17 protein-coding genes, 2 tRNA genes and 1 pseudogene are annotated in these 24,790 nt (G+C 69.1%); 16 read left to right on the top strand and 4 right to left on the bottom strand.

Going from position 1 to position 24,790, the window contains the following annotated elements; translation table 11 throughout:
• Positions 1-70 precede the first annotated feature (70 nt).
• The 3 genes from AC3ZJJ_RS06860 (at position 71) to AC3ZJJ_RS06850 (ending at position 3,372) form a co-directional block, all read left to right on the top strand.
• A complete protein-coding gene (locus AC3ZJJ_RS06860) occupies positions 71-1,906 on the top strand; it encodes a gamma-glutamyltransferase family protein (RefSeq protein ID WP_489894796.1) in 1,836 nt (611 codons plus the stop codon).
• Positions 1,907-1,990: 84 nt separating this feature from the next.
• The gene (locus AC3ZJJ_RS06855; RefSeq protein ID WP_489894793.1) at positions 1,991-2,464 is read left to right on the top strand and encodes a ribose-5-phosphate isomerase; all 474 of its coding nucleotides are present in this window, start codon (positions 1,991-1,993) and stop codon (positions 2,462-2,464) included.
• 2 nt (positions 2,465-2,466) lie between these two features.
• Positions 2,467-3,372: an Fpg/Nei family DNA glycosylase gene (locus AC3ZJJ_RS06850; RefSeq protein ID WP_489894791.1), complete on the top strand. Its 906-nt coding sequence runs from the start codon at positions 2,467-2,469 to the stop codon at positions 3,370-3,372.
• A gap of 68 nt (positions 3,373-3,440) precedes the next feature.
• Here AC3ZJJ_RS06850 and AC3ZJJ_RS06845 read toward each other — a convergent pair.
• Positions 3,441-3,511 (bottom strand) — tRNA-Gly (locus AC3ZJJ_RS06845).
• Between the two features lie 156 nt (positions 3,512-3,667).
• On the opposite strand from AC3ZJJ_RS06845, the gene AC3ZJJ_RS06840 reads away from it, so the two are divergent.
• From AC3ZJJ_RS06840 to AC3ZJJ_RS06815, 6 genes are all read left to right on the top strand, one after another.
• Positions 3,668-3,742 (top strand) — tRNA-Pro (locus AC3ZJJ_RS06840).
• 84 nt (positions 3,743-3,826) lie between these two features.
• Positions 3,827-5,200, top strand: coding sequence for a trigger factor (tig, locus tag AC3ZJJ_RS06835; protein ID WP_489894789.1), 1,374 nt, complete (start codon positions 3,827-3,829; stop codon positions 5,198-5,200).
• A 257-nt stretch (positions 5,201-5,457) separates the two neighbouring features.
• Complete coding sequence (locus AC3ZJJ_RS06830) at positions 5,458-6,051, top strand: ATP-dependent Clp protease proteolytic subunit (RefSeq protein ID WP_489895727.1); 594 nt, start codon at positions 5,458-5,460, stop codon at positions 6,049-6,051.
• 45 nt (positions 6,052-6,096) lie between these two features.
• On the top strand, positions 6,097-6,756 hold the full coding sequence (locus tag AC3ZJJ_RS06825) for an ATP-dependent Clp protease proteolytic subunit (protein ID WP_489894787.1): 660 nt from the start codon (positions 6,097-6,099) through the stop codon (positions 6,754-6,756).
• A gap of 146 nt (positions 6,757-6,902) precedes the next feature.
• Positions 6,903-8,201, top strand: coding sequence for an ATP-dependent Clp protease ATP-binding subunit ClpX (gene clpX / locus AC3ZJJ_RS06820; RefSeq protein ID WP_489894785.1), 1,299 nt, complete (start codon positions 6,903-6,905; stop codon positions 8,199-8,201).
• A gap of 92 nt (positions 8,202-8,293) precedes the next feature.
• Positions 8,294-8,935 carry a mycothiol-dependent nitroreductase Rv2466c family protein gene (locus tag AC3ZJJ_RS06815; protein WP_489894783.1) on the top strand — a complete coding sequence of 214 codons (642 nt, stop codon included), beginning with the start codon at positions 8,294-8,296 and terminating at the stop codon, positions 8,933-8,935.
• Positions 8,936-9,273: 338 nt separating this feature from the next.
• Here the strand turns inward: AC3ZJJ_RS06815 and valS are convergent, their stop codons facing one another.
• Entirely contained in the window at positions 9,274-11,901 is a 2,628-nt protein-coding gene (valS, locus tag AC3ZJJ_RS06810; protein ID WP_489894781.1) for a valine--tRNA ligase, read from the bottom strand.
• A 94-nt stretch (positions 11,902-11,995) separates the two neighbouring features.
• On the opposite strand from valS, the gene AC3ZJJ_RS06805 reads away from it, so the two are divergent.
• The gene (locus tag AC3ZJJ_RS06805; RefSeq protein WP_489894779.1) at positions 11,996-12,352 is read left to right on the top strand and encodes a DUF488 domain-containing protein; all 357 of its coding nucleotides are present in this window, start codon (positions 11,996-11,998) and stop codon (positions 12,350-12,352) included.
• Positions 12,353-12,361: 9 nt separating this feature from the next.
• Positions 12,362-13,117: an SDR family oxidoreductase gene (locus tag AC3ZJJ_RS06800; RefSeq protein ID WP_489894777.1), complete on the top strand. Its 756-nt coding sequence runs from the start codon at positions 12,362-12,364 to the stop codon at positions 13,115-13,117.
• Between the two features lie 45 nt (positions 13,118-13,162).
• Here AC3ZJJ_RS06800 and AC3ZJJ_RS06795 read toward each other — a convergent pair whose 3' ends face one another.
• Positions 13,163-14,197: a class I SAM-dependent methyltransferase gene (locus tag AC3ZJJ_RS06795; RefSeq protein WP_489894775.1), complete on the bottom strand. Its 1,035-nt coding sequence runs from the start codon at positions 14,195-14,197 to the stop codon at positions 13,163-13,165.
• 295 nt (positions 14,198-14,492) lie between these two features.
• On the opposite strand from AC3ZJJ_RS06795, the gene ileS reads away from it, so the two are divergent.
• The 4 genes and pseudogenes from ileS (at position 14,493) to ndk (ending at position 20,167) form a co-directional block, all read left to right on the top strand.
• A complete protein-coding gene (gene ileS, locus AC3ZJJ_RS06790; RefSeq protein WP_489894773.1) occupies positions 14,493-17,798 on the top strand; it encodes an isoleucine--tRNA ligase in 3,306 nt (1,101 codons plus the stop codon).
• On the top strand, positions 17,795-19,153 hold the full coding sequence (locus AC3ZJJ_RS06785) for a bifunctional folylpolyglutamate synthase/dihydrofolate synthase (protein ID WP_489894771.1): 1,359 nt from the start codon (positions 17,795-17,797) through the stop codon (positions 19,151-19,153). Before ileS ends, AC3ZJJ_RS06785 begins: the two co-directional genes overlap by 4 nt.
• A gap of 7 nt (positions 19,154-19,160) precedes the next feature.
• Positions 19,161-19,586, top strand: a pseudogene (locus AC3ZJJ_RS06780) (DUF4233 domain-containing protein); the annotation flags it as partial.
• Positions 19,587-19,750: 164 nt separating this feature from the next.
• The gene (gene ndk / locus AC3ZJJ_RS06775; RefSeq protein WP_489894769.1) at positions 19,751-20,167 is read left to right on the top strand and encodes a nucleoside-diphosphate kinase; all 417 of its coding nucleotides are present in this window, start codon (positions 19,751-19,753) and stop codon (positions 20,165-20,167) included.
• Between the two features lie 84 nt (positions 20,168-20,251).
• Here the strand turns inward: ndk and AC3ZJJ_RS06770 are convergent, their stop codons facing one another.
• Positions 20,252-20,824 (bottom strand): vitamin K epoxide reductase family protein, encoded by a 573-nt coding sequence (locus AC3ZJJ_RS06770; protein WP_489895725.1) that lies wholly within the window; start codon positions 20,822-20,824, stop codon positions 20,252-20,254.
• A gap of 512 nt (positions 20,825-21,336) precedes the next feature.
• Here AC3ZJJ_RS06770 and AC3ZJJ_RS06765 point away from each other — a divergent pair.
• Positions 21,337-24,747 carry an Rne/Rng family ribonuclease gene (locus tag AC3ZJJ_RS06765; protein ID WP_489894767.1) on the top strand — a complete coding sequence of 1,137 codons (3,411 nt, stop codon included), beginning with the start codon at positions 21,337-21,339 and terminating at the stop codon, positions 24,745-24,747.
• Positions 24,748-24,790 lie beyond the last annotated feature (43 nt).

The following is a 24,790-nucleotide window of genomic DNA, read 5'->3' as shown; positions in this document are numbered from 1 at the left end:
CGACGCGCCGGGCCGCGGTTCGGAGCGGTCCGCGCCCAGACCCGGCCGCGGCCCTGAGTAGGCTCTGCCCATGAGCGCATTCACTCCGCCGCCCGTATTCACCACGCGCCCCACCCTCAGGGGCTCCTTCGGCATGGTGTCCTCGACACACTGGATCGCCAGCGCGTGCGCCCAGTCCGTGCTCGAGCGTGGGGGGAACGCCTTCGACGCGGCGGTGGCGGGAGGATTCGTCCTACACATCGTCGAGCCCCACCTGAACGGCCCGGGCGGGGACATGACCGCCATTGTCGGCGCGAAGGGCGGCGGCGCCCAGGTCCTGATGGGCCAGGGACCGGCCCCCACCCGCGCCACAATCGACCACTTCGTGGGTGAAGGCCTGGGCATGGTGCCGGGATCCGGAGGGCTGGCGGCCGCCGTGCCGGGGGCCGTGGACGCCTGGCTGCTGCTCCTGCGGGAACGAGGCACGTGGGAGCTCGCCGACGTGCTGGCCTACGCCATCCACTACGCCCGCCACGGGCACCAGATCTCCGGGCGGGCGGCCTCGACGATCGCGGCGGTCTCCGGACTCTTCCGGGACCACTGGACCAGTTCGGCCGAACTGTGGATGCCCGGCGGAGCGCCACCGCGGGAGAACCAGATGGTCCGCAATACCGCGTATGCGCAGGCCTTGGAGCGGCTGGTGGCGTCCGGAGACGCGCCCGGTGTCGCCACCGGCACGGGCCGCCGCGACCGCATCGAAGCCGCCCGCCGGGAGTGGCGCTCCGGCTTCGTTGCGCGTGCCGCGTCGGAGTTCATCGCGAAGCCCCACCGGCACTCCACCGGCGGCGACCACGCCGGGGTTGTCGGCGCCGAAGATTTTGCGGATTTCAGCGCCACCTTCGAGGCTCCCACCACCCTGACCTTTCGCGGCGTGACGCTGGCGAAGACCGGCGCGTGGGGGCAGGGGCCCATGCTCTTGCAGGCCCTGTCGATTCTCGCCGGTTTCGACGACGACCGCCTGGACCCATCCACCGAGATCGGTGCGCACACGATCCTGGAGGCCCTCAAGCTGGCCTTGGCCGACCGGGACGCCTACTACGGGGACCCCGCGGCTCCGAACTCGGTGCCCCTGGAGGCCCTGCTGTCGGAGGAATACGCGGCCCAGCGGCGCAGCTTGATCGGGCCGGGGGCCTCCCACGCCTTCCGCCCAGGAAGCCTGCCCGGCCACAGGGCCTATGTCCCGCCGCTGACGACGGAGGCGGAGTATTTCGATGCGTTGGGGACGGCGGCGCACGAGCGGGGGACCGTAGGCGAACCGACGGTTGCCCGCTCCGGGGAGACCCGCGGCGACACCTGCCACCTCGACGTCGTGGACCGCTGGGGCAACATGGTCGCGGCCACGCCGTCCGGAGGTTGGCTGCAGTCCTCGCCGACCGTCCCCGGGCTCGGATTCTGTCTGGGCACCCGCCTGCAGATGGCGTGGCTCGACCCGGAGTCCCCCTCCGCGCTCCGCCCCGGAGCCAGGCCCCGGACCACGCTCACTCCGACGATGATCCTCCGCGGTGACTTGCCGGTCGCCGCGCTGGGTTCGCCCGGGGGAGACCAGCAGGACCAGTGGCAGCTCCTCTACCTGCTGCGGACGATCGTCGGCGGCTACACGCCGCAGGAGGCCGTCGACGCGCCGATGTTCCACACGACCTCGGCCGCCGGTTCGTTTTGGCCGCGCACGTGGGAGCCGGGCGGCGCGGTGGTCGAGGACCGCCTCGGGAACGCCGTCGTGTCCGGCCTCGAACGCCGGGGACACCGGGTCACCCGCGCGGGGGACTGGTCGCTGGGTCGGATGTGCGCCGTGGGCGTCGACGGGGACGGTTCCCTCTACGCGGCGGCCAACCCGCGGGGGATGCAGGGCTACGCCGCAGGACGCTAGGGTCGGCGACGTGGCCCGGCGGCGGCCGGTCGCGGAGTAGGCTGGTGGCCGGAATCCCGCTCCCCAGAACGCCTAGGACCCCATATGCGCATCCACATTGCCACCGACCACGCCGGACTCGAGCTCAGCGCCCACCTCGTTGCCCATCTGTCGCTTGCGGGCCACGACGTCGTGGACCACGGGCCCAGCGCCTACGACCCGCAGGACGACTACCCGGCCTTCTGCATCAACGCCGCCGCCGCCGTCATCGCGGACCAGGCGGGCGGGATCGACGCCCTGGGCATCGTCCTCGGGGGTTCCGGCAACGGCGAGCAGATCGCGGCGAACAAGGTCACCGGCGTCCGCGCGGCGTTGGCGTGGAGCCTCGACACCGCCCGGCTCGCCAGGCAACACAACGACGCCAACGTTGTGGCCGTGGGCGGACGCCAGCACTCGCTGGAGGACGCCACCGCCATCGTCGACGCGTTCCTCGCCGAGCCGTTCAGCAACGACGAGCGCCACGTGCGCAGGATCGGGAAGATCACCACGTACGAAACGACCGGGCGGATCGTCGACTAGCCATGCCCGAGGGACATTCCGTCCACCGCTTGGCCCGGCAGTTCAACGACGTGTTCGCCGGTAGCCGGCTGTCCGTGTCCAGTCCGCAGGGACGCTTCGCGCAGGGCGCGGGACGCGTGGACGGCGCAGTGCTCGCCGGCGCCGGGGCGCACGGCAAGCAGCTTTTCCTGCGGTTCGACAACGACCTGTTGCTGCGGGTCCACCTCGGCCTCTATGGGGCATGGGAGTTCGGCGGCGACGTCTCGTTCCGCGGCGCGTCGAGCATCGGAGCGCCGCGCCGCGTGGGCGAACGCGAAACCTACGGAGAGGACGACGGCGGCGGGGCGGGCTACGCCGGGCCGCCCCCACCCGTCGGGCAGGTCCGTGCGCGGCTGGTCGCCCCGCACGGCTGGGCGGACCTGCGCGGACCGTCCGCGTGCGAGGTCCTCACCGCGGACGAGGCCGCGGCAGTCCGGTCGCGGCTCGGGCCCGACCCCCTGGCGCCCGGGGCGCCGGACGCCGGGCGCGCCGAGTTCGTCCGCCGCGTGGGCCGGACGTCGACCGTCGTGGCCACCCTGTTGATGGACCAGGGCGTTTTGGCCGGAGTGGGCAACATCTACCGCGCCGAGTGCCTGTTCCGCTGTGGCCTGCATCCGCTGACGCCCGGCTCCAGCCTCGGCCGCGGCCGGGCGGAGGCGCTCTGGGACGACATTGCGGCGGCCATGGCGGATGGCGTGCGGGAGGGGCGGATCGTGACCACGAACGCCCCGGACCGCGCGTCCCCTGCGGCGCCGGACACGGTCGATGCGCACTACGTCTACCGCCGCCAGGGCCTCCCGTGCCGCCGCTGCGGCACGCCGGTTTCCCTGGCCGATCTTGGAGGCCGCAAGCTCTACTGGTGCCCTGCCTGCCAGGCGCCGGACGCCTGAGCGCTCAACACGAGGGCCGAGGCACAAAGAAGGGCCGCGATCCGGTGGATCGCGGCCCTGCTTGGCGGAGGGGATGACGGGAATCGAACCCGCGTAATCAGTTTGGAAGACTGAGGCTTTACCATTAAGCTACATCCCCGCAACGGTCGCCATGCCGGGAACGGGTTCCCGACGTCGGCGGCGCAGGAACAACAGTAGCACCAGCCCGGCCGCGGCACGAATCGGGCGGCGGCGCACGCGCGGCGGTGATTAGTCGTTGGGGTTTTTATCTGCGTAAACTGGCATCTGCACTTATCGGGGTGTAGCTCAGCTTGGCTAGAGCGCGCGCTTTGGGAGCGTGAGGTCGCAGGTTCAAATCCTGTCACCCCGACTCAGTACTTGATCCCTCCTGGTGGTCCATCGCGAGGGAGAACATCCCAGCCAGTCCACGATCAGACAACAGGAGAACTACGCTGTGAAGAGCGCCGTCGAAAACATCACCCCGACCCGGGTCAAGCTCAACGTCGAGGTTCCCCTCGAGGAACTCCAGCCGAGCATCGACGAGGCCTACAAGAGCATCGCCCAGCAGATCCAGGTGCCCGGCTTCCGCAAGGGCAAGGTTCCGAACCGTCTGATCGACCAGCGCGTCGGCCGCGGCTACGTGCTTGAGACCGCCGTCAACGACGGCCTCAACGGCTTCTACCAGCAGGCCATCACCGAGTCCGAGCTTGTGCCGCTCTCCCGCCCCGAGGTCGAGATCACCGAGGTCCCGCAGCCGGACAAGGCCGAGGGACAGCTTGTCTTCCAGGTCGAGGTGGACGTTCGCCCGACCATCGAACTTCCCGACTACGCCGGCCTCGAGGTTCAGGTCGACGCCGTTTCGGCCTCCGACGACGATGTCCAGACCGCCCTCGACGAGCTGCGCGGCCGCTTCGGCACCCTGAAGGTCGTCGAGCGCCCCGTCGCCGACAACGACTTCATCACCCTGGACCTGACCGCGGCCGTGGGCGACGAGGAGGTCGACTCCGCCACCGGGCTGTCCTACCAGGTCGGCTCCGGCACCATGCTTGAGGGCATGGACGAGGCCGTCGTCGGCCTGTCGGCCGACGAGGACGCCGTCTTCGAGACCAAGCTGGCCGGCGGCGAGCACGCCGGCGAAACTGCGCAGGTCAAGGTTGTCGTAAAGGCCGTCAAGGAGCGCGAGCTTCCCGAGGCCAACGACGACTTCGCCCAGCTCGCCTCCGAATTCGACACCATTGCCGAGCTGAAGGAAGACCTCGCGAAGCAGGCCTCCGAGGGCAAGCTCGTCGAGCAGGGCGTCCAGGCGCGCGATCTGGTCATGGACAAGCTGGTCGAGCTCGTCGAGGTACCGGTTCCGGAGTCCGTCGTCGCCGAGCAGGTCGAGCAGCACTTCCAGCAGGGTGGCCACACCGAGGGCGAGGACCACGACACCGAGGAGCACCGCGCGGAGGTCCGCACCAACACGGAGCGCGCCTTCCAGAACGAGGTCATCCTCGACAAGATTGCCGAAAAGGAAGAGATCGGCGTTGCGCAGTCGGAGCTCATCGACTACATCGTGCAGTCGGCCAGCCAGTACGGCATGGACCCGAACCAGTTCGCGCAGATGCTCGACGGCGCCGGCCAGGTCCCGATGATGGTCGGCGAGGTCCGCCGCCGCAAGGCGCTCGCCAAGGTCCTGGAGCTGGCCAAGGTCACCGACAGCGACGGCAAGGAGGTCGACCTGACCGACTTCGTGCGTCCCGCCGGAGAGGCCGGCACCGCCGGTTCCGTTTCCTCCGCCTCCTCGGCGTCGTCCGCCTCCTCGGCCTCGGCCGCTTCGGCCGAGTAGTCGCCGCGCGGCCCGAGGGCCAATGTCTGTGGGGCCGTCCGAAAGGACGGCCCCACGGGTTTTTAAGCCCGTGGCGATGCCGGTGCTGGGGGGTATGCGCCGTCAGCGAACAGCCCCGCATCCTAAGGCTCGGCGTCCAAAACAGGCAGTAGTCTCAAGGAAAGTAAGCGAGCCCGATGACCGTGGCCGAACGGCCCCGTCGCATTGGCACCATGGAGAGGTATTCGAGAATGTCCAAGGAATCCCGCACCCCCACGATGGCGTCCGTAGATCCGGCCAGCCGCGAGGACTACATCTACAACCGACTCCTCAAGGAGCGGATCATCTGGCTGGGAACCGAGGTGGCCGACGAGAACGCAAACGCCATCTGCTCGCAGCTGCTCCTGCTCTCCGCCGAGGACCCGGAGAAGGACATCTACCTGTACATCAACTCGCCCGGTGGTTCCATCACGGCGGGCATGGCGATCTACGACACGATGAACTACATCCCCAACGACGTCGTGACGGTGGCCACCGGGCTTGCCGCGTCCATGGGCCAGTTCCTCCTGTCCTCCGGCACCAAGGGCAAGCGCTACGCCACGCCGAACGCCCGCATCCTGATGCACCAGCCCTCCGGCGGTATCGGCGGCACGGCCTCCGACATCCGCATCCAGGCCGAGTTGATCCTTCACATGAAGAAGGTCATGTCCGACCTCACGGCGGAGCAGACCGGGCAGTCGCTCGAGAGGATCCTGGTCGACAACGACCGCGACAAGTGGTTCACCGCCCCCGAGGGACTCGCCTACGGCTTCTTCGACCACATCGCCGAGAGCTCCGTCAGCGTCTCCGGCGGCGGCGGAGTCCAGCAGTAGCCCGACAGGCGCCGAGCAACCATCCAAGACTCCCAGGAGAGAACAATGAACTTCAACGGCTACGGCACCGCCGGACAGCTTCCTTCCGCCCGCTACATCCTGCCCCAGTTCGAGGAGCGCACGCCGTACGGCTTCAAGCGCCAGGACCCCTACGCGAAGCTCTTCGAGGACCGCATCGTGTTCCTCGGGGCGCAGGTGGACGACGCGTCCGCCGACGACGTCATGGCCCAGCTGCTGGTCCTCGAGTCCATGGATCCGGAGCGGGACATCACGCTCTACATTAATTCCCCCGGCGGCTCGTTCACCGCGATGACGGCAATCTACGACACGATGCTGTTTATCCGCCCCGAAGTCCAGACCGTGTGCCTCGGGCAGGCCGCCAGCGCCGCGGCCGTGCTGTTGGCCGCCGGCGCCCCCGGCAAGCGACTCGCGTTGCCCAACGCCCGTGTGCTGATCCACCAGCCCGCGATGGGCGGCGGCGAGCGCGGGACCGCGACCGACCTGCAGATCCAGGCGGAAGAGGTCATGCGCATGCGTTCCTGGCTCGAGTCCGCGCTCTCGACGCACAGCAACAAGAGCGCCGAGCAAGTGGGCATCGACATCGAGCGTGACCTCTATATGACGGCCCAGGGCGCAAAGGACTACGGTCTCATCGACGAGGTCCTCACCCCGCGAAAGATCAAGCCACAGCCGGTAACCACGTAGCGGTTCCGGTGGGGGACGGGCCGGCCATTCCGGCACCACGGTCCGTCCCTCACCCAAACTGTCGGTGTCCTGACCTACAGTTGAAGGTGTTGACTTCCGCGCCCGAACCGGGCGGCGGACCGGTATCAAGTTAGGGGTCGAGCGAGATGGCACGAATGGGTGAGAGCTCCGATCTGGTCAAGTGTTCCTTCTGCGGCAAGAGCCAGAAGCAGGTACGGAAACTCATCGCCGGCCCCGGCGTCTACATCTGCACCGAGTGCATCGAACTCTGCAACGAAATCGTTGAGGAGGAGTTGGCCGAGATCGAAGAGGGCGTCGACTTCGAGTTGCCCCGGCCGCGGGAGATCTTCGACTCGCTCCAGGAGTACGTCATCGGCCAAGAGGGCGCCAAACGCTCCCTCGCCGTCGCGGTGTACAACCACTACAAGCGCATCCAGGCGGGGAACGCCCCCAAGGCGGCCACCAGCCTGGGGGACCCTTCCGCGAACATGCTCGACGACGTCGAGGTGGCGAAGTCCAACATCCTCCTGATCGGCCCGACCGGCTGCGGCAAGACGTATTTGGCGCAGACGCTCGCGCGGCGGCTGAACGTCCCCTTCGCGGTCGCGGACGCCACCGCGCTGACCGAGGCCGGCTACGTGGGCGAGGACGTCGAGAACATCCTCCTCAAGCTCATCCAGGCGGCCGACTACGACGTCAAGAAGGCCGAACAGGGCATCATCTACATCGACGAGATCGACAAGATCTCGCGCAAGAGCGAGAACCCGTCGATCACCCGGGACGTCTCCGGGGAGGGCGTGCAGCAGGCCCTCCTGAAGATCCTGGAGGGCACGGTCGCCTCCGTGCCGCCGCAGGGCGGGCGCAAGCATCCCCACCAGGAATTCATTCAGATCGACACCACCAACGTGCTGTTCATCGTCGCGGGCGCCTTCGCCGGCCTTGAGGACATCATCGGGTCCCGCGCCGGGCGGAAGGGCATTGGTTTCGGCGCGCCCCTCACGGCGCTCAAGAGCGAGGCGGCCTCCTACTCCGACGTGCGGCCGGAGGACCTGCTCAAGTTCGGCCTCATCCCCGAGTTCATCGGACGCCTGCCCGTCATCACCACGGTGGAGAAGCTCGACAAGGACGCCCTGATCCAGATCCTGACCGAGCCGAAGAACGCCCTGGTCAAGCAGTACCAGAAGATGTTCAAGATCGACGGCGTGGAATTGACGTTCGATCCGGCGGCGCTGGATGCGATCGCCGACATGGCCCTCGAACGCGGAACGGGCGCACGCGGCCTGCGGGCCATCCTCGAGGAGACGCTCGGAGCCGTGATGTTCGATCTGCCCGGGCGCGACGACGTGGCCGAGGTCGTCATCACCGCCGACGTTGTCATCCACGGCGCGGAGGCCACCCTGATCTCCACCGAAGTGGCCACCAAGCGCAGGAACAAATCCGCCTAGCCGGCGCGTTCCATCCACGCACGGTCTATCCGTCCGTGCGAGTACAGCGTGGCGAGCATGCCGCCGTCCACGCGCAAAGCCCAGGAGGCACTGTGTCAGACAGCACCCGCGTCGATTTCTGGTTCGATCCCATCTGCCCGTTCGCCTGGGCGACCTCCCGCTGGATCCTTGAGGTGGAAAAGGTCAGGCCAATCGAGGTTTCCTGGAACGTCATGAGCCTTGCCGTCCTGAACGAGGGGCGCGACCTGCCCGAGAACTACCGCAAGTCCATGGACAATGCCTGGGGACCGGTTCGGGTTATCATCGCCGCCGCGGCCGCGCACGGCGAGGACGTGATCGGCAGTCTCTACACGGAGATGGGGAAGCTCATCCACCACGAGCGCGTGGAGGACCGCTCCGAGGTCGTCCTGCGGGCGCTCGAGGCAGTCGGGTTGCCCTCGGACCTGGCCGCGGCCGCCGATTCCGCGGACCACGACGACGCCCTGCGCCGCAGCCACCAGGCGGGGATCTCGCAGGTCGGGGAGGACGTCGGCACCCCCGTGCTGTCCCTGAACGGGACCGCGTTCTTCGGGCCCGTCATCACGCGCGTGCCCAGCGGCGAGGAGGCCGGCAACCTGTTCGACGCCGCCGTGGCTCTCGCCGCCTACCCGCACTTCTTCGAGCTGAAGCGGACGCGGACCGAGAGCCCCGAGTTTGATCTCGCGGCCCTGGATGCGGCCGCCGCCGCCGGATAACGCGTCAAGTGCGCGCGGCCACAAGATTTCCGTGGCCGCGCGGTCGCGTCCCACGAAACTCTCCGCCTACCCTTGCGCGGCCCGCGCCGCAGGCGTAAAACTATTCCTACGCATCCCCACAAGATGCGTGAACGATCACCAAATCCGCAGTGACGGAACGGGGACATCCTCCCCCAACCGACCACCAGTAACGGGGTGGCAAGACCCGCAGGATACGGAGATCGTCCGGTTCGACAATCGTTACAAGAGAACCAGATGAGTCGAAGCCCCTCCGACGCGGAAACGCCGAAGGGGCTTCCCCTCGTTAAGGCGGGTTGCCCCGCCCCGCGGACTTGCCCCTAGGCCTGCACCTGCTCGTCGGCGGGCGCCAACTCCACGCCGGACACCGTCAGGTCGCCGTCGCCGGCCACCAGGGTCAGGTCGCGGGCGTTTCCGGCGGCCAACAGGTCTCCCAGCCCGGCCCGCACCTGCTCGAGTTGCGCGGCGGGTGCCGTCACGATGCCCGCCAGCACCTCGGTGCGCTGCTTGACCTTCGCCTCCGACTTCGCCTTGCGGATGCCTCCCAGCGCAGTGCCGACCGTGGGCAGCACGCCGGCGTCGGCGCCCCGCACGGCCTCCGAGAGGTGGTCCGTCCCGGGCCATTCCGCGCGGTGGACGGAACCGGCACGCCACCAGCCCCAGACCTCCTCCGTCGCGAACGGCAGGAAGGGCGCGAACAGCCGCAACACCGCATCGAGCGTGGTGGCCAGCGCCGCCAGAACCGACGCCTGCTCGGCCTCGCCCCGGGCCCCGTAGGCGCGGTCCTTGATGAGTTCGACGTAGTCGTCCGTGAAGGACCAAAAGAAGGACTCGGAGATGTCCAGGGCGCGGGCGTAGTCGTAGGCCTCGAAGGCCCGCGTGGACTGCTCGACCACCTCCGACAGACGGGCCAGGAGGGACTTGTCCAACCCGTTGGTCAGGACGCCCGCATCCCCGGTGAGCACGTTGGCCTCGGTTGCGCCCAGGTTGAGGACGAACTTGGACGCGTTGAGGATCTTGATGGCCAGTCGGCGGCCGATCTTCATCTGCGCGATCTCGTACGCGGTATCCGCGCCGAGCTTGGCGGAGGCGGCCCAGTAGCGCACGGCGTCCGAGCCAAACTCGTTCAGCACGTCCGTCGGCACCACCACGTTGCCCTTGGACTTGGACATCTTCTTTCGGTCCGGGTCGAGGATCCAGCCGGAGATCGCGGCGTGCTTCCACGGGGCCCCGCCGTGCAGGGCGTCCGCCCGGACGGCGCTCGAGAAGAGCCAGGTCCTGATGATGTCGTGGCCCTGCGGCCGGAGGTCGAACGGGAAGACCTTCGCGTAGAAGTCCTCGTCGCGGCTCCACCGTCCCACGATCTGCGGCGTGAGCGATGACGTCGCCCAGGTGTCCAGCACGTCGGCGTCGCCGATGAAGCCCAGCGGCTGGTCGCGCTGCTCCTCGGTGTAGCCGGCGGGCGCGTCGGCGGCGGGATCCACCGGCAGCTGGTCATCCGTTGGAAGGATGGGCTTTTCGTAGTCCGGCTCGCCGGCGGCATTGAGCGGGTACCAGACCGGGATGGGGACGCCGAAGAACCGCTGGCGCGACACGAGCCAGTCGCCGTTCAGGCCGTTGACCCAGTTCGTGTAGCGGGACCGCATGAACTCGGGGTGGAACTCGATCTCGGCGCCGCGGCCGATGAGGCGCTCGCGGCGTTCGGCGTCGCGTCCGCCGTTGCGGATGTACCACTGGCGGGACGTGACGACCTCGAGCGGCTTGTCGCCCTTCTCGAAGAAGTTGACCGGGTGCATGATCTTCTTCGGCTCGCCGTCCAACAGTCCGGCATCGGCCAAGAGTTTGACCACGGCCTCCTTGGCTGAGAACACGGTCTTTCCCGCGATGTGGGCGAACGCCTCGCGTCCGGCCTCGCTGGTGATCCACTCCGGGACGTCGGCGGCAACACGTCCGTCGCGTCCGATGATGGCGCGCGTGGGTAGCTGCAGCTCGCGCCACCAGGTCACGTCCGTCAGGTCGCCGAAGGTGCACACCATGGCGATGCCGGATCCCTTGTCGGCCTTTGCGAGCTCGTGGGCCCGAACCTCCACCTCGACGCCGAACACCGGCGACGTGACCTTCTTGCCGAACAGCGGCTTGTAGCGCTCGTCGTCGGGATTGGCGACGAGGGCGGCGCAGGCGGCCAAGAGCTCGGGCCGCGTGGTTTCGATGTATATCTTGGTGCCGTCTTCGGCGAAGAACGGGTACCGGTAGTACGCGCCGGCGACCTCGCGGTCCTCCAGCTCGGCCTGCGCGACCGCCGTGCGGAACGTAACGTCCCACAACGTCGGCGCCTCGGCCATGTACGCGTCGCCGGCGGTGAGGTTGCGCAGGAACGCGCGCTGGGACACGGCGCGGGACGTGTCGTCGATGGTCCGGTAGGTCAGGTCCCAGTCGACCGAGAGGCCCAGGGTGCTGAAGAGGTGCTCGAAGACCTTCTCGTCCTCGACGGCAAGCTCCTCGCACAGCTCGATGAAGTTGCGGCGGGAAACCGCGTCCCAGTCGCGCTGGTTCTTGGCCGGCTGTGCCGGGGCACGGTAGTCGGCGTCGTAGGCGATCTTGGGATCGCAGCGCACTCCGTAGTAGTTCTGGACGCGGCGTTCCGTCGGCAGGCCGTTGTCGTCCCAGCCCATCGGGTAGAAGACGTTCATGCCGCGCATGCGCTGGTACCGGGCCAGCACGTCCGTCTGCGTGTAGGAGAACATGTGTCCCACATGAAGCGATCCCGACGCGGTCGGCGGGGGAGTGTCGATCGAATAGACCGCCTCCCGCGTGGTGTCCGGGTTGAACTTGTAGGTTCCCTGCTCCCGCCAGCGGCGACCGAGGCTCTCCTCGAGCCCCTCCAATGCCGGCTTGTTGGGAACGGAAACGGTCGCGGGCGTGTCTGTGCCCAAGGTGTCTTCAGCCATGGGCACCATTCTTTCACGCCGGGCGGCGTTCGCTGTCCGGACCTCGGCGCCGGCGGCACTGCCGCTGTGCCGGACGCCGGGCTACCATCCGGACATGGGTACCTTCCGATTGATGCGCGCCTACGACCCGCCGGACGGCGGCTACAGGATCCTCGTGGACCGGCTGTGGCCGCGGGGGCTCGCGCGGGACCGGGCGCGGTTGGACGACTGGGCCAAGGACGCGGCACCGTCCACGGAGTTGCGGACCGAGTTCGGACACCGTCCCGAGCGTTTCGCCGAGTTCCGGGAACACTACCTGCGGGAGTTGGACGATGGCCCCGCGTCGGCGGGCGCGGAACGGCTGCGCTCCATCGGCGCGCGGGAGGCGGACGTGGTGCTGGTCTACGCGGCCCGCGACACCGAGCGTAACCACGCTCGCGTGCTCAAGGAGTATCTGGAACTCCGACGCTAGGCTGGCTGCATGACTGAGAACACCCATGCAGCAGTAGTCACAGGCGCCTCCACCGGAATCGGGCAGGCCACGGTCCGACAACTCACGGCGCGTGGTTGGAAGGTGTTTGCGGTGGCCCGGAGGGCCGAACGCCTGGAAGCCCTGGCGGCCGAGACCGGTGCCGTCGCCGTCCCCACCGACATCACGGTCGACGCCGACGTCTCCGCGCTGCTGCGCGCGGTGGAGGAGGGTGGCGGGATCGACACCCTCATCAACGTCTCCGGCGGTGCCCGCGGCGTGGACTATCTTGCCGAAGCCAAGACCGAAGACTGGGAATGGATGTACGAGGTGAACGTCGTCGGAACGATGAAGATCACGCGTGCCTTCCTCCCCATGCTGCGCTCGAACGGCGCGGGAACGGTGCTGAACCTGACGAGCACCGCCGCGCTCGTCAGCTATGAGGGCGGCGCCGGCTACAACGCAGCGAAGGCGGCCCAACGGGCCATCACCCAGGCGCTGCGGCTGGAGGAGGTGGGGAACAACCTCCGCGTGATCGAGGTCCTCCCGGGCATGGTGCAGACCGAAGAGTTCTCCCTGCACCGCCTGGGAGACGCCGGGAAGGCGGACCAGGTCTACGCGGGGGTGGAAAAGCCCCTGACGGCGGAGGACATCGCGGACATCGTCGCCTACGCGGTGACCGCCCCGCACCACGTCAACCTCGACGAGATCGTCGTTCGCCCGGTGGCCCAGGCCGCGGCCCACAAGCTGGTCCGCGGCGGGGCGTAGAGGAAGCGGCGCCAACCGAGACCACGGGGTCCTGCGCTACCCGCCTCACCCTTCGATCCGCCGGCCCGACCCCTCGGGGACGGCGGCGACCACAAAGCCGGCCGGTGCCGCCCGCCCGGCGGATTCGCGGCCGAACGTCCGGTGCTCCCGCAGCACCAGTCCGCGTGCCTCGAGGAACCGGGAGACGGCCTCCCGGGACGGCGGCGCGGTCTCGAGACCGTAGGTCAGGGGCTCACCCGCACAGCGGGCGGCCGCACGTGCGTAGGCCATCAACGGGTCCCGCGAGCCGAACGTCGCCGCGGAGAAGTAGTCGAACGCGAGCACGCTGCCGGGCGCCGCAGCAGCGACGCGTTCAAGGGTGGCCTCAACCGTCCTGGGGTCCAGGTACATCGTGACGGCCTCCCAGAGATAGAACGTCGGCAGCGCGGGATCGAAGCCGGCGCGGGTCAACCGTTCGAACCAGTCGTCGGTCCGGAAGTCCACCGAAACCCTGATCGTCCGGTTCGGGTCGAGCCCCACCCTCCGCATCAGGTCGAACTTGAGCGCCTGCGTGGGCGCCCGGTCCACCTCGAAGCATCGCAGGCGTCCCCCGCGGGGGAGGAGGTCGGCACGCGTGTCCAGGCCGGCCCCCAGGACGACGAGCTGACGGACCCCGCCCATCTCGCGCGCCAGCGCGGCGTCGTAGAAGGTTGTGCGCGCCGCCGGCTGGTGTGCCAGCGGCGGCGGCCCGGTGTAGGGATACCGGTAGAGGCGCGGCACGTGCCCGGTGATGCGGTGCGCCAGAAGGGTCGGGGCCGTGACCATCGCCAATGCGGTGCGTGGGACGCCGGGGAGTGCCGCGAGGAGTCTGGCCGCGGGGTCGTCGGACCGCGTTCCGAGACGGTGTTGCATGTAGCGGGTGTAGAGCGACGCGGCCACGGTGGCCGACACCCCCGCGACGCGGCTGCGCCGAAGCAATCGCCAGACGAACGCGGGATAGGCAACGATGGCCACGGGTGCCATGGCGGCCTGGGCGACGCGGAACAGCATCCCACGGCACGCCCGCTCCATCGTCGCGACCCTCTCCGTCGGCATCCGCATGCGGCAACCATAGTGCGGCGGCGCATCGGCTAGAATGGTTGGCATCAGCTTTGACCCGGCCATCACCGGCGAGCTTCCGGAAGAACAGGCGGAACGGCCAAGTGCCGTGCGGTCCCAGTAGAACCGGACGGGTATGCCCGTCACAGCAGTCAACAAGCGGCCGCGCACCGGGTCTCCCGGGACGCGAGCAAGCGGGGTGGTACCGCGCGAACCGGCGACCGACAGCCGGGACACGTCCCCGCATCGAGTACACGCAGCGTCCCCAGGACGCCGACCGATGCCAGGACTGCCGCCGATGACCACGTACCCCAAGGCTTCCACCGATCCGCAGGCCGGCACGCCCGCCTCCCCCCGCTTCCCCGAGATCGAGGAACGGGTCCTGGAGTACTGGGCCGCCGACTCCACCTTCCAGGCCTCCATCGACCAGCGCGAGGCCGGCGACAACGAGTTCGTCTTCTACGATGGGCCGCCCTTCGCCAATGGCCTTCCCCACTACGGCCACCTGCTCACCGGCTACGTGAAGGACCTGGTGGCCCGCTACCAGACCCAGCGCGGGCACAGGGTGGAGCGTCGCTTCGGCTGGGACACCCACGGTCTGCCGGCCGAACTCGAGGCCATGAAGCAGCTCGGGATGACGGACAAGCAGCAGATCGAGTCCATGGGCATCGACAAGTTCAACGACGCCTGCCGGTCCTCCGTCATGAAGTACGCCGACGAGTGGCAGGAGTACGTCACGCGCCAGGCACGGTGGGTCGACTTCGAGAACGACTACAAGACCCTCAACGTCGAGTACATGGAATCGGTCATCTGGGCCTTCAAGGAACTGCACACCAAGGGTTTGACCTACCAGGGCTTCCGCGTCCTTCCGTATTGCTGGAAGGACGAGACCCCGCTGTCCAACCACGAGCTGCGCATGGACGACGACGTCTACAAGAACCGCCAGGACCAGACGGTGACCGTCACGTTCCCCTTGCTCGCGGGGGAGTCGGCGGCCTCCCGCGACCTGGCAGGCGTGCTGGCGCTGGCCTGGACCACAACGCCGTGGACCCTCCCCACGAACGCCGCCCTCGCGGTCGGCCCGGACGTGGAGTACGCCGTGCTCCCGGCGGGACCCGACGGTGTCAAGGCGGCGGATACGGCGCTCGACGCCGGCGCGCGCTTCCTGCTGGCCAGGGACCTGGTCGGCAACTACGCCAAGGACCTCGGCTACGCCGACGCGGAAGCCGCCGCGGCCGCCGTCGTGGCGACCTACGGCGGATCGGACTTGACCGGGATCGCCTACGAGCCGCTGTGGGACACGTTCGCCGACACGGAAAAGTACGGGACGCAGAACGCGTGGCGGATCCTCGAGGCCGACTACGTCACCACCACCGACGGCACCGGCATCGTCCACCAGGCCCCCGCCTACGGCGAGGACGACCAGGCCGTCTGCGAGGCAAACGGCATCCCCGTGGTGCTCTCCGTCGACGAGGGCGCGCGCTTCCTGCCGATGTTCGCCGGCGGCCCCCTGGACGCGATTGTCGGTGTCCAGGTCTTCGACGCCAACAAGGCGATCACCAACGTGCTGCGCGCCGAGGGGCGCCTGGTGCGCCTCGCCAGCTACGAGCACAGCTACCCGCACTGCTGGCGCTGCCGCAACCCGCTCATCTACCGCGCCGTCTCCTCCTGGTACGTGCAGGTGACCGCAATCAAGGACCGAATGGTCGAGCTGAACCAGGGCATCAACTGGATCCCCGGCAACGTCAAGGACGGCCAGTTCGGCAAGTGGCTGGCCAACGCCCGCGACTGGTCCATCAGCCGCAACCGCTACTGGGGCTCACCGATCCCGGTCTGGGAGTCGGACAATCCCGAGTACCCCCGCCGCGATGTCTACGGTTCGCTGGAAGAGATCAGGGAGGCTTTCGGTCGCCTCCCGCTCAACGACGCCGGGGAGGTGGACCTGCACCGCCCGTTCATCGACGACCTGGTGCGTCCGAACCCGGACGATCCAACCGGCAAGTCCATGATGCGCCGCGTCGAGGACGTCCTGGACGTCTGGTTCGACTCGGGTTCGATGCCCTACGCGCAGGTCCACTACCCCATGGAGAACAAGGACTGGTTCGATTCGCACAACCCGGCGGACTTCATCGTCGAGTACATCGGGCAGACCCGCGGCTGGTTCTACACCATGCACGTCCTCTCCACCGCGCTCTTCGACCGCCCCGCCTTCACCAACGTCATCAGCCACGGGATCGTGCTGGGCTCCGACGGGCAGAAGATGTCCAAGTCGTTGCGCAACTATCCGGACGTCAACGAGGTCCTGGACCGAGACGGCTCCGACGCCATGCGCTGGTTCCTGATGGCGTCGCCGATCCTGCGCGGCGGCAACCTCGTGGTCACGGAGCAGGGCATCCGCGAGGGAGTGCGCCAGGTGCTGCTGCCCATGTGGAACGTCTGGCACTTCTTCAGCCTGTACACGAACGCCGCAGCCAACGGCGCCGGCTACGAGGCCAGCCCCCGGCACGATTCCAGCGACCCGCTGGACCGCTACATGCTCGCCGCCACCGGCGACCTGGTCCGCGAGGCCACCGAGGCGCTCGACGGCTACGACATCTCCGAGGCGTGCGAGGCTGTGCGGCGCTACATGGACACGTTGACCAACTGGTACGTCCGGCGATCCCGCCAGCGGTTCTTCGAGGAGGACACGCAGGCCTTCGACGTCCTGTACACCTGCTTGGAGACCCTGTGCCGGGTGGCGGCGCCGCTGCTGCCGCTGGCCACCGAGGAAATCTGGAGGGGTCTCACGGGCGGGCGGTCTGTCCACCTTGCGGACTGGCCGGATGCGGCGGTCTTCCCGCGCAACGCCGATCTGGTCGAGCGCATGGAACTGACCCGCCGGGTCTGCTCCGTGGGATCCTCCCTGCGCAAGGCGGCAAACCTGCGCGTTCGCCTGCCGCTCGGCGGCATGACCGTGGTCGCGGAGGGCGCCGCCTCGTTGGAAGGAACCTTCGGCTCGATCATCGCGGACGAACTGAACCTGCGTTCGGTGTCCTTCCTGGACGCCGGACAGGCGGACGCCGGGGCGTTCGGGATCAGCCAGAAGCTGGTCGTGAACGCCCGGGCCGCGGGTCCCCGCCTCGGCAAGGGAGTCCAACAGGCCATCAAGGGGGCCAAGTCGGGCGACTGGAGCGTGGACGGCGACGGCGCGGTGGTCTCCGGGGGACTGGCCCTCGAACCACACGAGTACAACCTGGAAACGGTGGTGGAGCAGCCCGCGGACGGTTCGTCCATCGCGGCGGCCGTCCTGCCGGGCGGCGGCTTCGTGGTCCTGGATACGCAGGTCACGCCGGAGCTGGCGGCGGAGGGCCTCGCCCGCGACATGGTGCGGAGCGTCCAGCAGGCACGTAAGGACGCCGACCTCGCGGTCAGCGACAGGATCCGCACGGTGATCCACGCCGACGCCGAAACGGTGGCCGCGTTGCACGCGAACGCCGCACTGCTCAAGGCGGAGACACTGACGGTGGGACTGGTCCTGGAGGAAACCTCGGGTCCGGTCCGCGTGGAAGTGGAAACAGTGGCGGCCGCCGAGGCCGCACTCAACGGATGGGGTGTCAAGAAATGAGCGGTTTCGACGAGTTCTCGGTGGAGAGCGTCTACGCGGAATTGCTGGGCCGGGCGCCGGAGAACAAGATGGAGCCCCGCATGGAGCCCATGTTCCGCGCCATGGAGATCCTCGGGGAGCCCAACAAGGCGTACCCGATCATCCACGTGACCGGCACCAACGGCAAGACGTCCACTGCGCGCATCATCGAGTCGCTCCTGCAGGCCTATGGGCTGCGCACCGGGCGGTACACCAGCCCGCACCTTTCCAAGGTCACCGAGCGCATCAGCATCGACGGGGAGCCGGTGCCCGACGAGACCTTCGTCCGCATTTGGGACGAGATCCGGCCGTACCTGGAGATCGTCGACGCCGAGCTGGAGGCCCGCGGAGAGAACCGCCTGACGTACTTCGAAGCCGTGACCGTCCTGGCGTTCGCCGTGTTCGCCGACGCCCCGGTGGACGTGGCCGTCATCGAGGTGGGCCTGGGCGGCATCACCGACGCGACGAACGTCGGCGACGGCCAGGTCGCCGTCGTCACGCCGATCTCGCTGGACCACACCGAGCTGCTGGGCGACACGGTCGCGGACATCGCCGCGGAAAAATCCGGCATCGTCAAGGCCGGCGGATTCCTTGTGAGTGCGGCGCAGCCGCCCGAGGCGGCGCAGGTGCTCCTGGACGCGTCCCGGCAGAAGGATGTCCCGTTCCGGTTCGAGGGCGTCGAGTTCGGGGTCGAGGAGCGCACCCTGGCCGTCGGCGGCCAACTGCTGACCATTCGGGGGCTGGCGGAGCGCTATACGGATCTCCAGCTCCCACTGCACGGCGCCCACCAGGCGCAAAACGCCGCGGTTGGCGTTGCGGCGGTGGAGGCTTTCCTCGGCGGTGGAGAGAAGCCCCTGGAGATCGATTTGGTCCGCGAGGGCTTCGCCAAGGCCACGTCGCCGGGACGGCTGGAGGTCGTCAGGACCGCCCCCACGGCGATCGTCGACGCGGGGCACAACCCCGAGGGCCTGCGCGCCAGCGCGGAAGCCATCAAGGAGTCCTTCGGCTTCAGCAAGCTGGTGCTCGTCGTCGGAATCCTGGGCGAGAAGGACGCCCCGGCCATGCTCGCGGAACTGCGCGCCCAGTACGGCGACCTGGTGGAGGACATCTGCCTGACCCAGTCCACCTCTCCGCGGGCGATTCCGGCCGGCGAGCTCGGAGAAATGGCCCTCGAGGCCGGGTTCCCGGAGGCCGACCTGTACGTCACCGAACGGCTCGACGACGCCCTGGAGTGGGCAGTCGGGCGGGCCGAGGCCACCGAGGACTTCGGTGGAGGAATCCTGGTCACCGGCTCCATCACGGTGGTGGCCGAGGCCCGTACCCTGTTGGGGAGGTAACGGCACCATGGCACGAATGACCAAGGCACAACGGGAATGGCGGCCCGGCCAGAAAAAGAAGCGCCGCTCCGTCCGCGTGATGTTCGCGTCCACGGTGCTTACGCTGGAGGCCTTCGTCGCGCTGTTCGCGACGCTGGGCGTGTTCGGCCTCTACCGGGACCGGATCGCCCCCGCCCTGACGCTTACGGTGGGGATCGCCCTCGCGGTCGTCTGCGTCCTGGCCTGCGCCCTGCTGCGCCGTCCGCTCGGCTATTGGATCGGGTGGGCCATCCAGCTGATCCTTATTCTTGCCGGCTTCATCGAACCGCTGATGTTCGTCGTGGGAATCCTCTTCGCGGCAACCTGGTGGTATGCCGTGACCAAGGGGCGGTCCATGGACCTGGAGAACGCCCGGCGGGACCGCGAACAGGAGCTCTGGGAGGCGGAGAACCCCGGCGAGCCGGCAGCCGACGCGTCGGGTGGCGCGCGGACCAAGGGCCGGCCGGGCGCGGCGGGGCCGGACGGCGCCGCCGGCCCGCCAGCGGGCGGCGCCCCGCCCGCGCACTAGACTGGCTTCGGCACACCTTCCCAACCACACACCATCGAAGGAGCACCGCCTTGTCCACTGAACGGACCCTGGTTCTCATCAAGCCGGACGGCGTCAAGCGCCAACTCACCGGCACCATCCTCGCCCGCATCGAAGCCAAGGGCTACGCGCTCGTGGAGCTGAAGCAGGTTGCGGCGACCCGCGCGCTGCTCGAAGCCCACTACGAGGAGCACGTCGGCAAGCCGTTCTACGAGCCGCTGGTGGAGTTTATGCTCTCCGGCCCGGTTGTGGCTGCCGTCTTCGAGGGCGACCGCGCCATCGAGGGTTTCCGGTCCCTGGCCGGGACGACCGATCCGACCACGGCCGCACCGGGAACCATCCGTGGCGACCTCGGCCGCGACTGGGGCCTGAAGGTGCAGCAGAACCTGGTGCACGGTTCGGACTCCACCGAGTCGGCCGCGCGGGAAATCGGGATCTGGTTCGCCTAGGCGGGCCCGGACCAAAAAAGGGAACGACGCCGGTGCGAGTACCGGCGTCGTTCCCTTTTTCGTGGGCGACTGGAGCGTGCCGGGCTATCCGAGGAAAGCGTTCATAAAGCGGAAGAAGATCGAGGCGGCGCACAGCACGATCAGGAGGACCACGACAACCCATGGCCACTCCGCCGCGGCGCGCCGCAGGGCCGGCCCGGCCGGGATGACGCCCCTCAGGATGTTCCTGGCCGTCGTATAGACGAACAACGGGACGACCATGGCCCAGACCACCATGCAGTAGATGCAGAGCACGTTGATTTCGTAGAGTGCCTGCGACCAGAGCCAGACCACAAAGACCAGCGCCAGGGTGATCCCGGTCTGGAACCCCACCCACCACCACGTCGCAAAGCGCGCGCCGGCCAGCATGCCCATGCCGGTCGTCACCACCACGGCGAAACCCACGATTCCGATGAGCGGGTTGGGGAAGCCGAACAGGGCGGCTTGCCACGACTCCATCACCCGGCCGCACGACACCCAGGGATTGATGTCGCAACTGGTGATGTAGCCGGGGTCCCTGTACAGCTCCAGGCGCTCCAGCACCAGGACGGCGGAGGCAAGCCAGCTCACCGCGCCCGTGAGGACCAGAAACAGTCCGAAGACGCGGTCACGCTCCATCGCGGGCGCCGCGTCCGCGCGCGCCCCCACATTCGGGGCGGGCGCGGATGCCCCGGTCGTTGGCAACTGGTCGTGCGGCACTCGATCTCCTCGGGACGGGTTGGGACGGGACGGGCTGGGGTGCGATGTGGGCCGGGGATCGGCCCTCCACGATTCTAGGGCGCTTCCGCCGCGCACTTCCCCCGGTGTGAGACAATCAAAGCGGTCGGTCGAGGATCCACAGTCCCCGTCCGGCCCAGCGACAGGCTTCCAGGCCCGCGGGCGATGGATCATTTCACGGCGTTGGTAAACGGCGCCGCTTGAAGACCGCCGACGGTTGCCGCAACGTAAAGCGGCATGCCGGGAAAAGCGCCGCTGGTCCACCGGGACGTCCGCACCCCTCAACGATGGTGCACCTCGGCGGATAGCACACTGACTTCCGGGGACCGGATGACCGCCAGGTCGCGGTTCCCGAACTGAGCACCCGGCGGGCCCTGCTGTGGAGGAACTCCCGGGTAGGAGTATGGCCATCCATGGAAACGACTAACGAAGAACTGAACGAAACGACGGAGAACACCGTCGCCGAGCCGGCACCGAAGAAGCGCGCACCGCGCAAGCGGGCCGCAGCGAAGCCCATCGAGAGCGAAGCCGCCGAGACCGGTGCCGCCCCAGTGGACGGCACCGCAACGGCGACGGAGGACGCGGCCGTCGCCGCCGCACCGGCGAAGCGCGCGACACGCCGCCGCGCGGCGCCCAAAAAGACCGCGGACGACGCGGCAACGGTTGTGGAACCCGCAGTCGCCGAGCCGGAAGCTCCGTCCGCGGAGGCGCCGGCCGACGCAACGGAGACGCAGCCCGCTCCCGAGGCCGCGGCCAAACCGGTGCGCCGCCGCGCGAGCCGCGCCAAGAAGGTCGAGGCTCCGGCGGAGGAGGCCGTGGAGGCCACCACCGCCGGGTTGGCGCCCGTGGACGCGTCGCCCGCGGACGCCGAAACGCAGGCCGACGGCGGAACGCAGGCCGACGGCGTCGCGCAGCCCGCCGAGGGCTCGGACGCGCCCGCGGCGCCGGCCAAGGCAACCAGGACGCGGAAGGCCCCGGCCCGCCGCTCCAAGAGGACCACGGAAGACGAAGCCCCGGCGGAGACGGCCATCGCGCAGTCCTCCGTCCCGGACGCCGCCGCGCCCGTTACCCCTGAGGAAGAGTCCGCGGCCGCGCAGTCGCCCGCTGCCGAGCCCGCCGCCTCCGCCGCCGATCCGTTCGCGGTCCCCGAGTCGCCCGTCTCGCTCCTCTTCCACGCGCCGGACCTGACCGCCGTGGTTGCCCCCGTCCGGCCCAAGGCCGCGGAAGCCTCCGACGCGGAGGACGAGTCCGAGGAGGAGTCCGAGGGTCGTGCCCGCGGGCGCCGCAGCCGCCGGGGCCGTGGCCGTTCGCGCGAGGAGACCGCCGAAGCGACGGCGGCTCCCGAGGCAAACGAAGCAGAGGGCAGCGGCCCCGAGGGCGACGGCGTGGTTTCCCGTCGGCGTCGCCGCCGGCGGCGCGGGGACGCCGACCTCGAATTGACCGGTGGTCAGGACGACGATCCGCCAAACACGGTGACCCGCGTCCGCGGCCCGCGTCCGGCCACCGCCGAGCCGGCCCCGTCCAACAAGGTGACCAGCGTCAAGGGATCCACGCGGCTGGAGGCCAAGCGCCAGCGCCGCCGCGAGTCCCGCGAGACAGGCCGCCGACGGCACGTCATCACCGAGGCCGAGTTCCTTGCGCGCCGCGAATCCGTCGACCGGCAGATGATTGTCCGGCAGCGTGAGGACCGCATCCAGATCGGTGTCCTGGAGGACGGGATCCTCGCCGAGCATTTTGTGTCCAAGACGCAGCAGGACTCGCTGATCGGCAATGTCTACGTCGGCAAGGTCCAGAACGTGCTCCCGTCGATGGAGGCCGCCTTCGTGGACATCGGCCGGGGCCGCAACGCCGTGCTCTACGCCGGCGAGGTCAATTGGGACGTCGCCGGCCTGGACGGACAGCCGCGCCGCATCGAGCACGCCCTCAAGTCCGGCGATTCGGTCCTGGTGCAGGTGACCAAGGACCCGGTGGGACACAAGGGCGCCCGACTGACAAGCCAGATCTCGCTGCCGGGCCGCTACCTGGTCTACGTGCCCGGAGGGTCCATGACGGGCATCTCCCGCAAGCTGCCCGACGTAGAGCGCAACCGCCTGAAGAAGATCCTGAAGGACCACCTTCCGGAGAACGCCGGCGTGATCGTCCGCACCGCGGCCGAGGGCGCCAGCGAGCAGGAACTGATGAACGACATCAACCGGCTCCGGGCCCAGTGGGAGTCCATCGAGGCGAAGTCGACGTCGACCAAGACCGCGCCGCCGGAGCTCCTCTACGGCGAGCCGGACCTGACCATCAAGGTTGTCCGCGACGTCTTCAACGAGGACTTCTCCAAGCTCATAGTCTCCGGCGAGGAAGCCTGGGACACCATCGAGGCGTACGTGACCTATGTGGCCCCGGACCTGCTTTCGCGCCTTGAGCAGTGGACCTCCGACGACGACATCTTCGCGGCCAACCGCCTGGACGAGCAGATCCACAAGGCGCTCGAGCGGAAGGTCTTCCTTCCCTCCGGCGGTTCGCTGGTCATCGACCGGACCGAGGCCATGACCGTGGTGGACGTCAACACCGGCAAGTTCACCGGCAGCGGCGGCAACCTCGAGGAGACCGTCACCAAGAACAACCTCGAGGCGGCCGAGGAGATCGTCCGGCAGCTGCGGCTGCGGGACATCGGCGGCATCATCGTGATCGATTTCATCGACATGGTCCTGGAGGCCAACCGGGACCTCGTCCTGCGCCGCCTGGTCGAGTGCCTCGGCCGCGACCGCACCAAGCACCAGGTGGCAGAGGTGACGTCCCTCGGGCTCGTCCAGATGACGCGCAAGCGCATGGGCACGGGCCTGCTCGAGGTCTTCAGCGAGAATTGCGAGGCCTGCAACGGCCGCGGCGTCGTGACCCACGAGGAGCCGGTCGAGCACCGCAGGTCGTTCCCGTCCCAGGCCGAGGCGACCTCCGGACCACGCGCCGATCGCGCGCCGCGGCAGGAACGCCGCCGCCGTCGCGGTTCGGACAAGGACGAGGCCGTGGCGGAGGCCCCGCAGCATGCTGCGCCGGCCGCCCAGGAAGACCCCGAGCGCGAGGCGAAGGCAACGGCGGCGCGCGCAGCGTTCGCGTCCATCGCCGCGGCGGCTCTTGCCGCGCACGAGCACGACGCCCACCCCGAGGCCGCCGCGGTGTCCGCGGAGGCCCCGGCGGACCCGGTGCCGGGGGAGGCCCCGGAGTCGGAGTCGGAGCGGGAGAGCGATCAGGTGCTGCGCATCGCCGGTGAGGAAGTCCGACTGCCGCGCTCGCGCCGCAGGCGCCGGGCCTCGTCGCCCGCCCAGGCACCGTCGCTGACGTTGGAATCACTTTCCGCCGCCTTCGGCGCGCCCGCCGAGGCGCCGGCCGCGCCAGAGCAGCACTCCCCGGTGCAGCGGGAGGCGCGCGCCGCCGAAGGCCGCGGCGGTTCGCGGCGCGGCGGCCGGAACGAGCCGCAGCATCCCACGTCCGAAGCCCCGGCGACGGTCTCGGGGGAGGCCCGCCAGGCTCCGCGCCGCGAGGACGCCACAACCGTGGCCGACTCCGGCGCGGGACCGGTCCGCCCGGAAATCGCTCCTGCGGCCCCGCAGGCGCCGCAGGAGCGACCCCGCCGTGTCCGGCGCAACCGCTCCGCGAGCAGCGCGCAGGGATCGGGAGACACCCCGATCGAGAGCTCCTCGGACGGATCGCGGAGCCCCGCCGCGGCCGGCACGTCCCACGTGGCGAAGCTGGAGACAGCCGCCAAGGCGTCCCCGGCGACCGGCGCGGGATCGGAACCCATGGTTCTTGGAGTCGGCGTCCCCGCCTCCGAGCTTTAGGTCAGAGGCCCTTGACGACTCGCCGGGGCAGCGTGTATTTGCC

The organism is Arthrobacter sp. AOP29-A2-19, assembly GCF_058138025.1.
The sequence above is the reverse complement of the archived record's forward strand: the minus strand, read 5'-3'. Positions and strand labels throughout refer to the sequence as shown.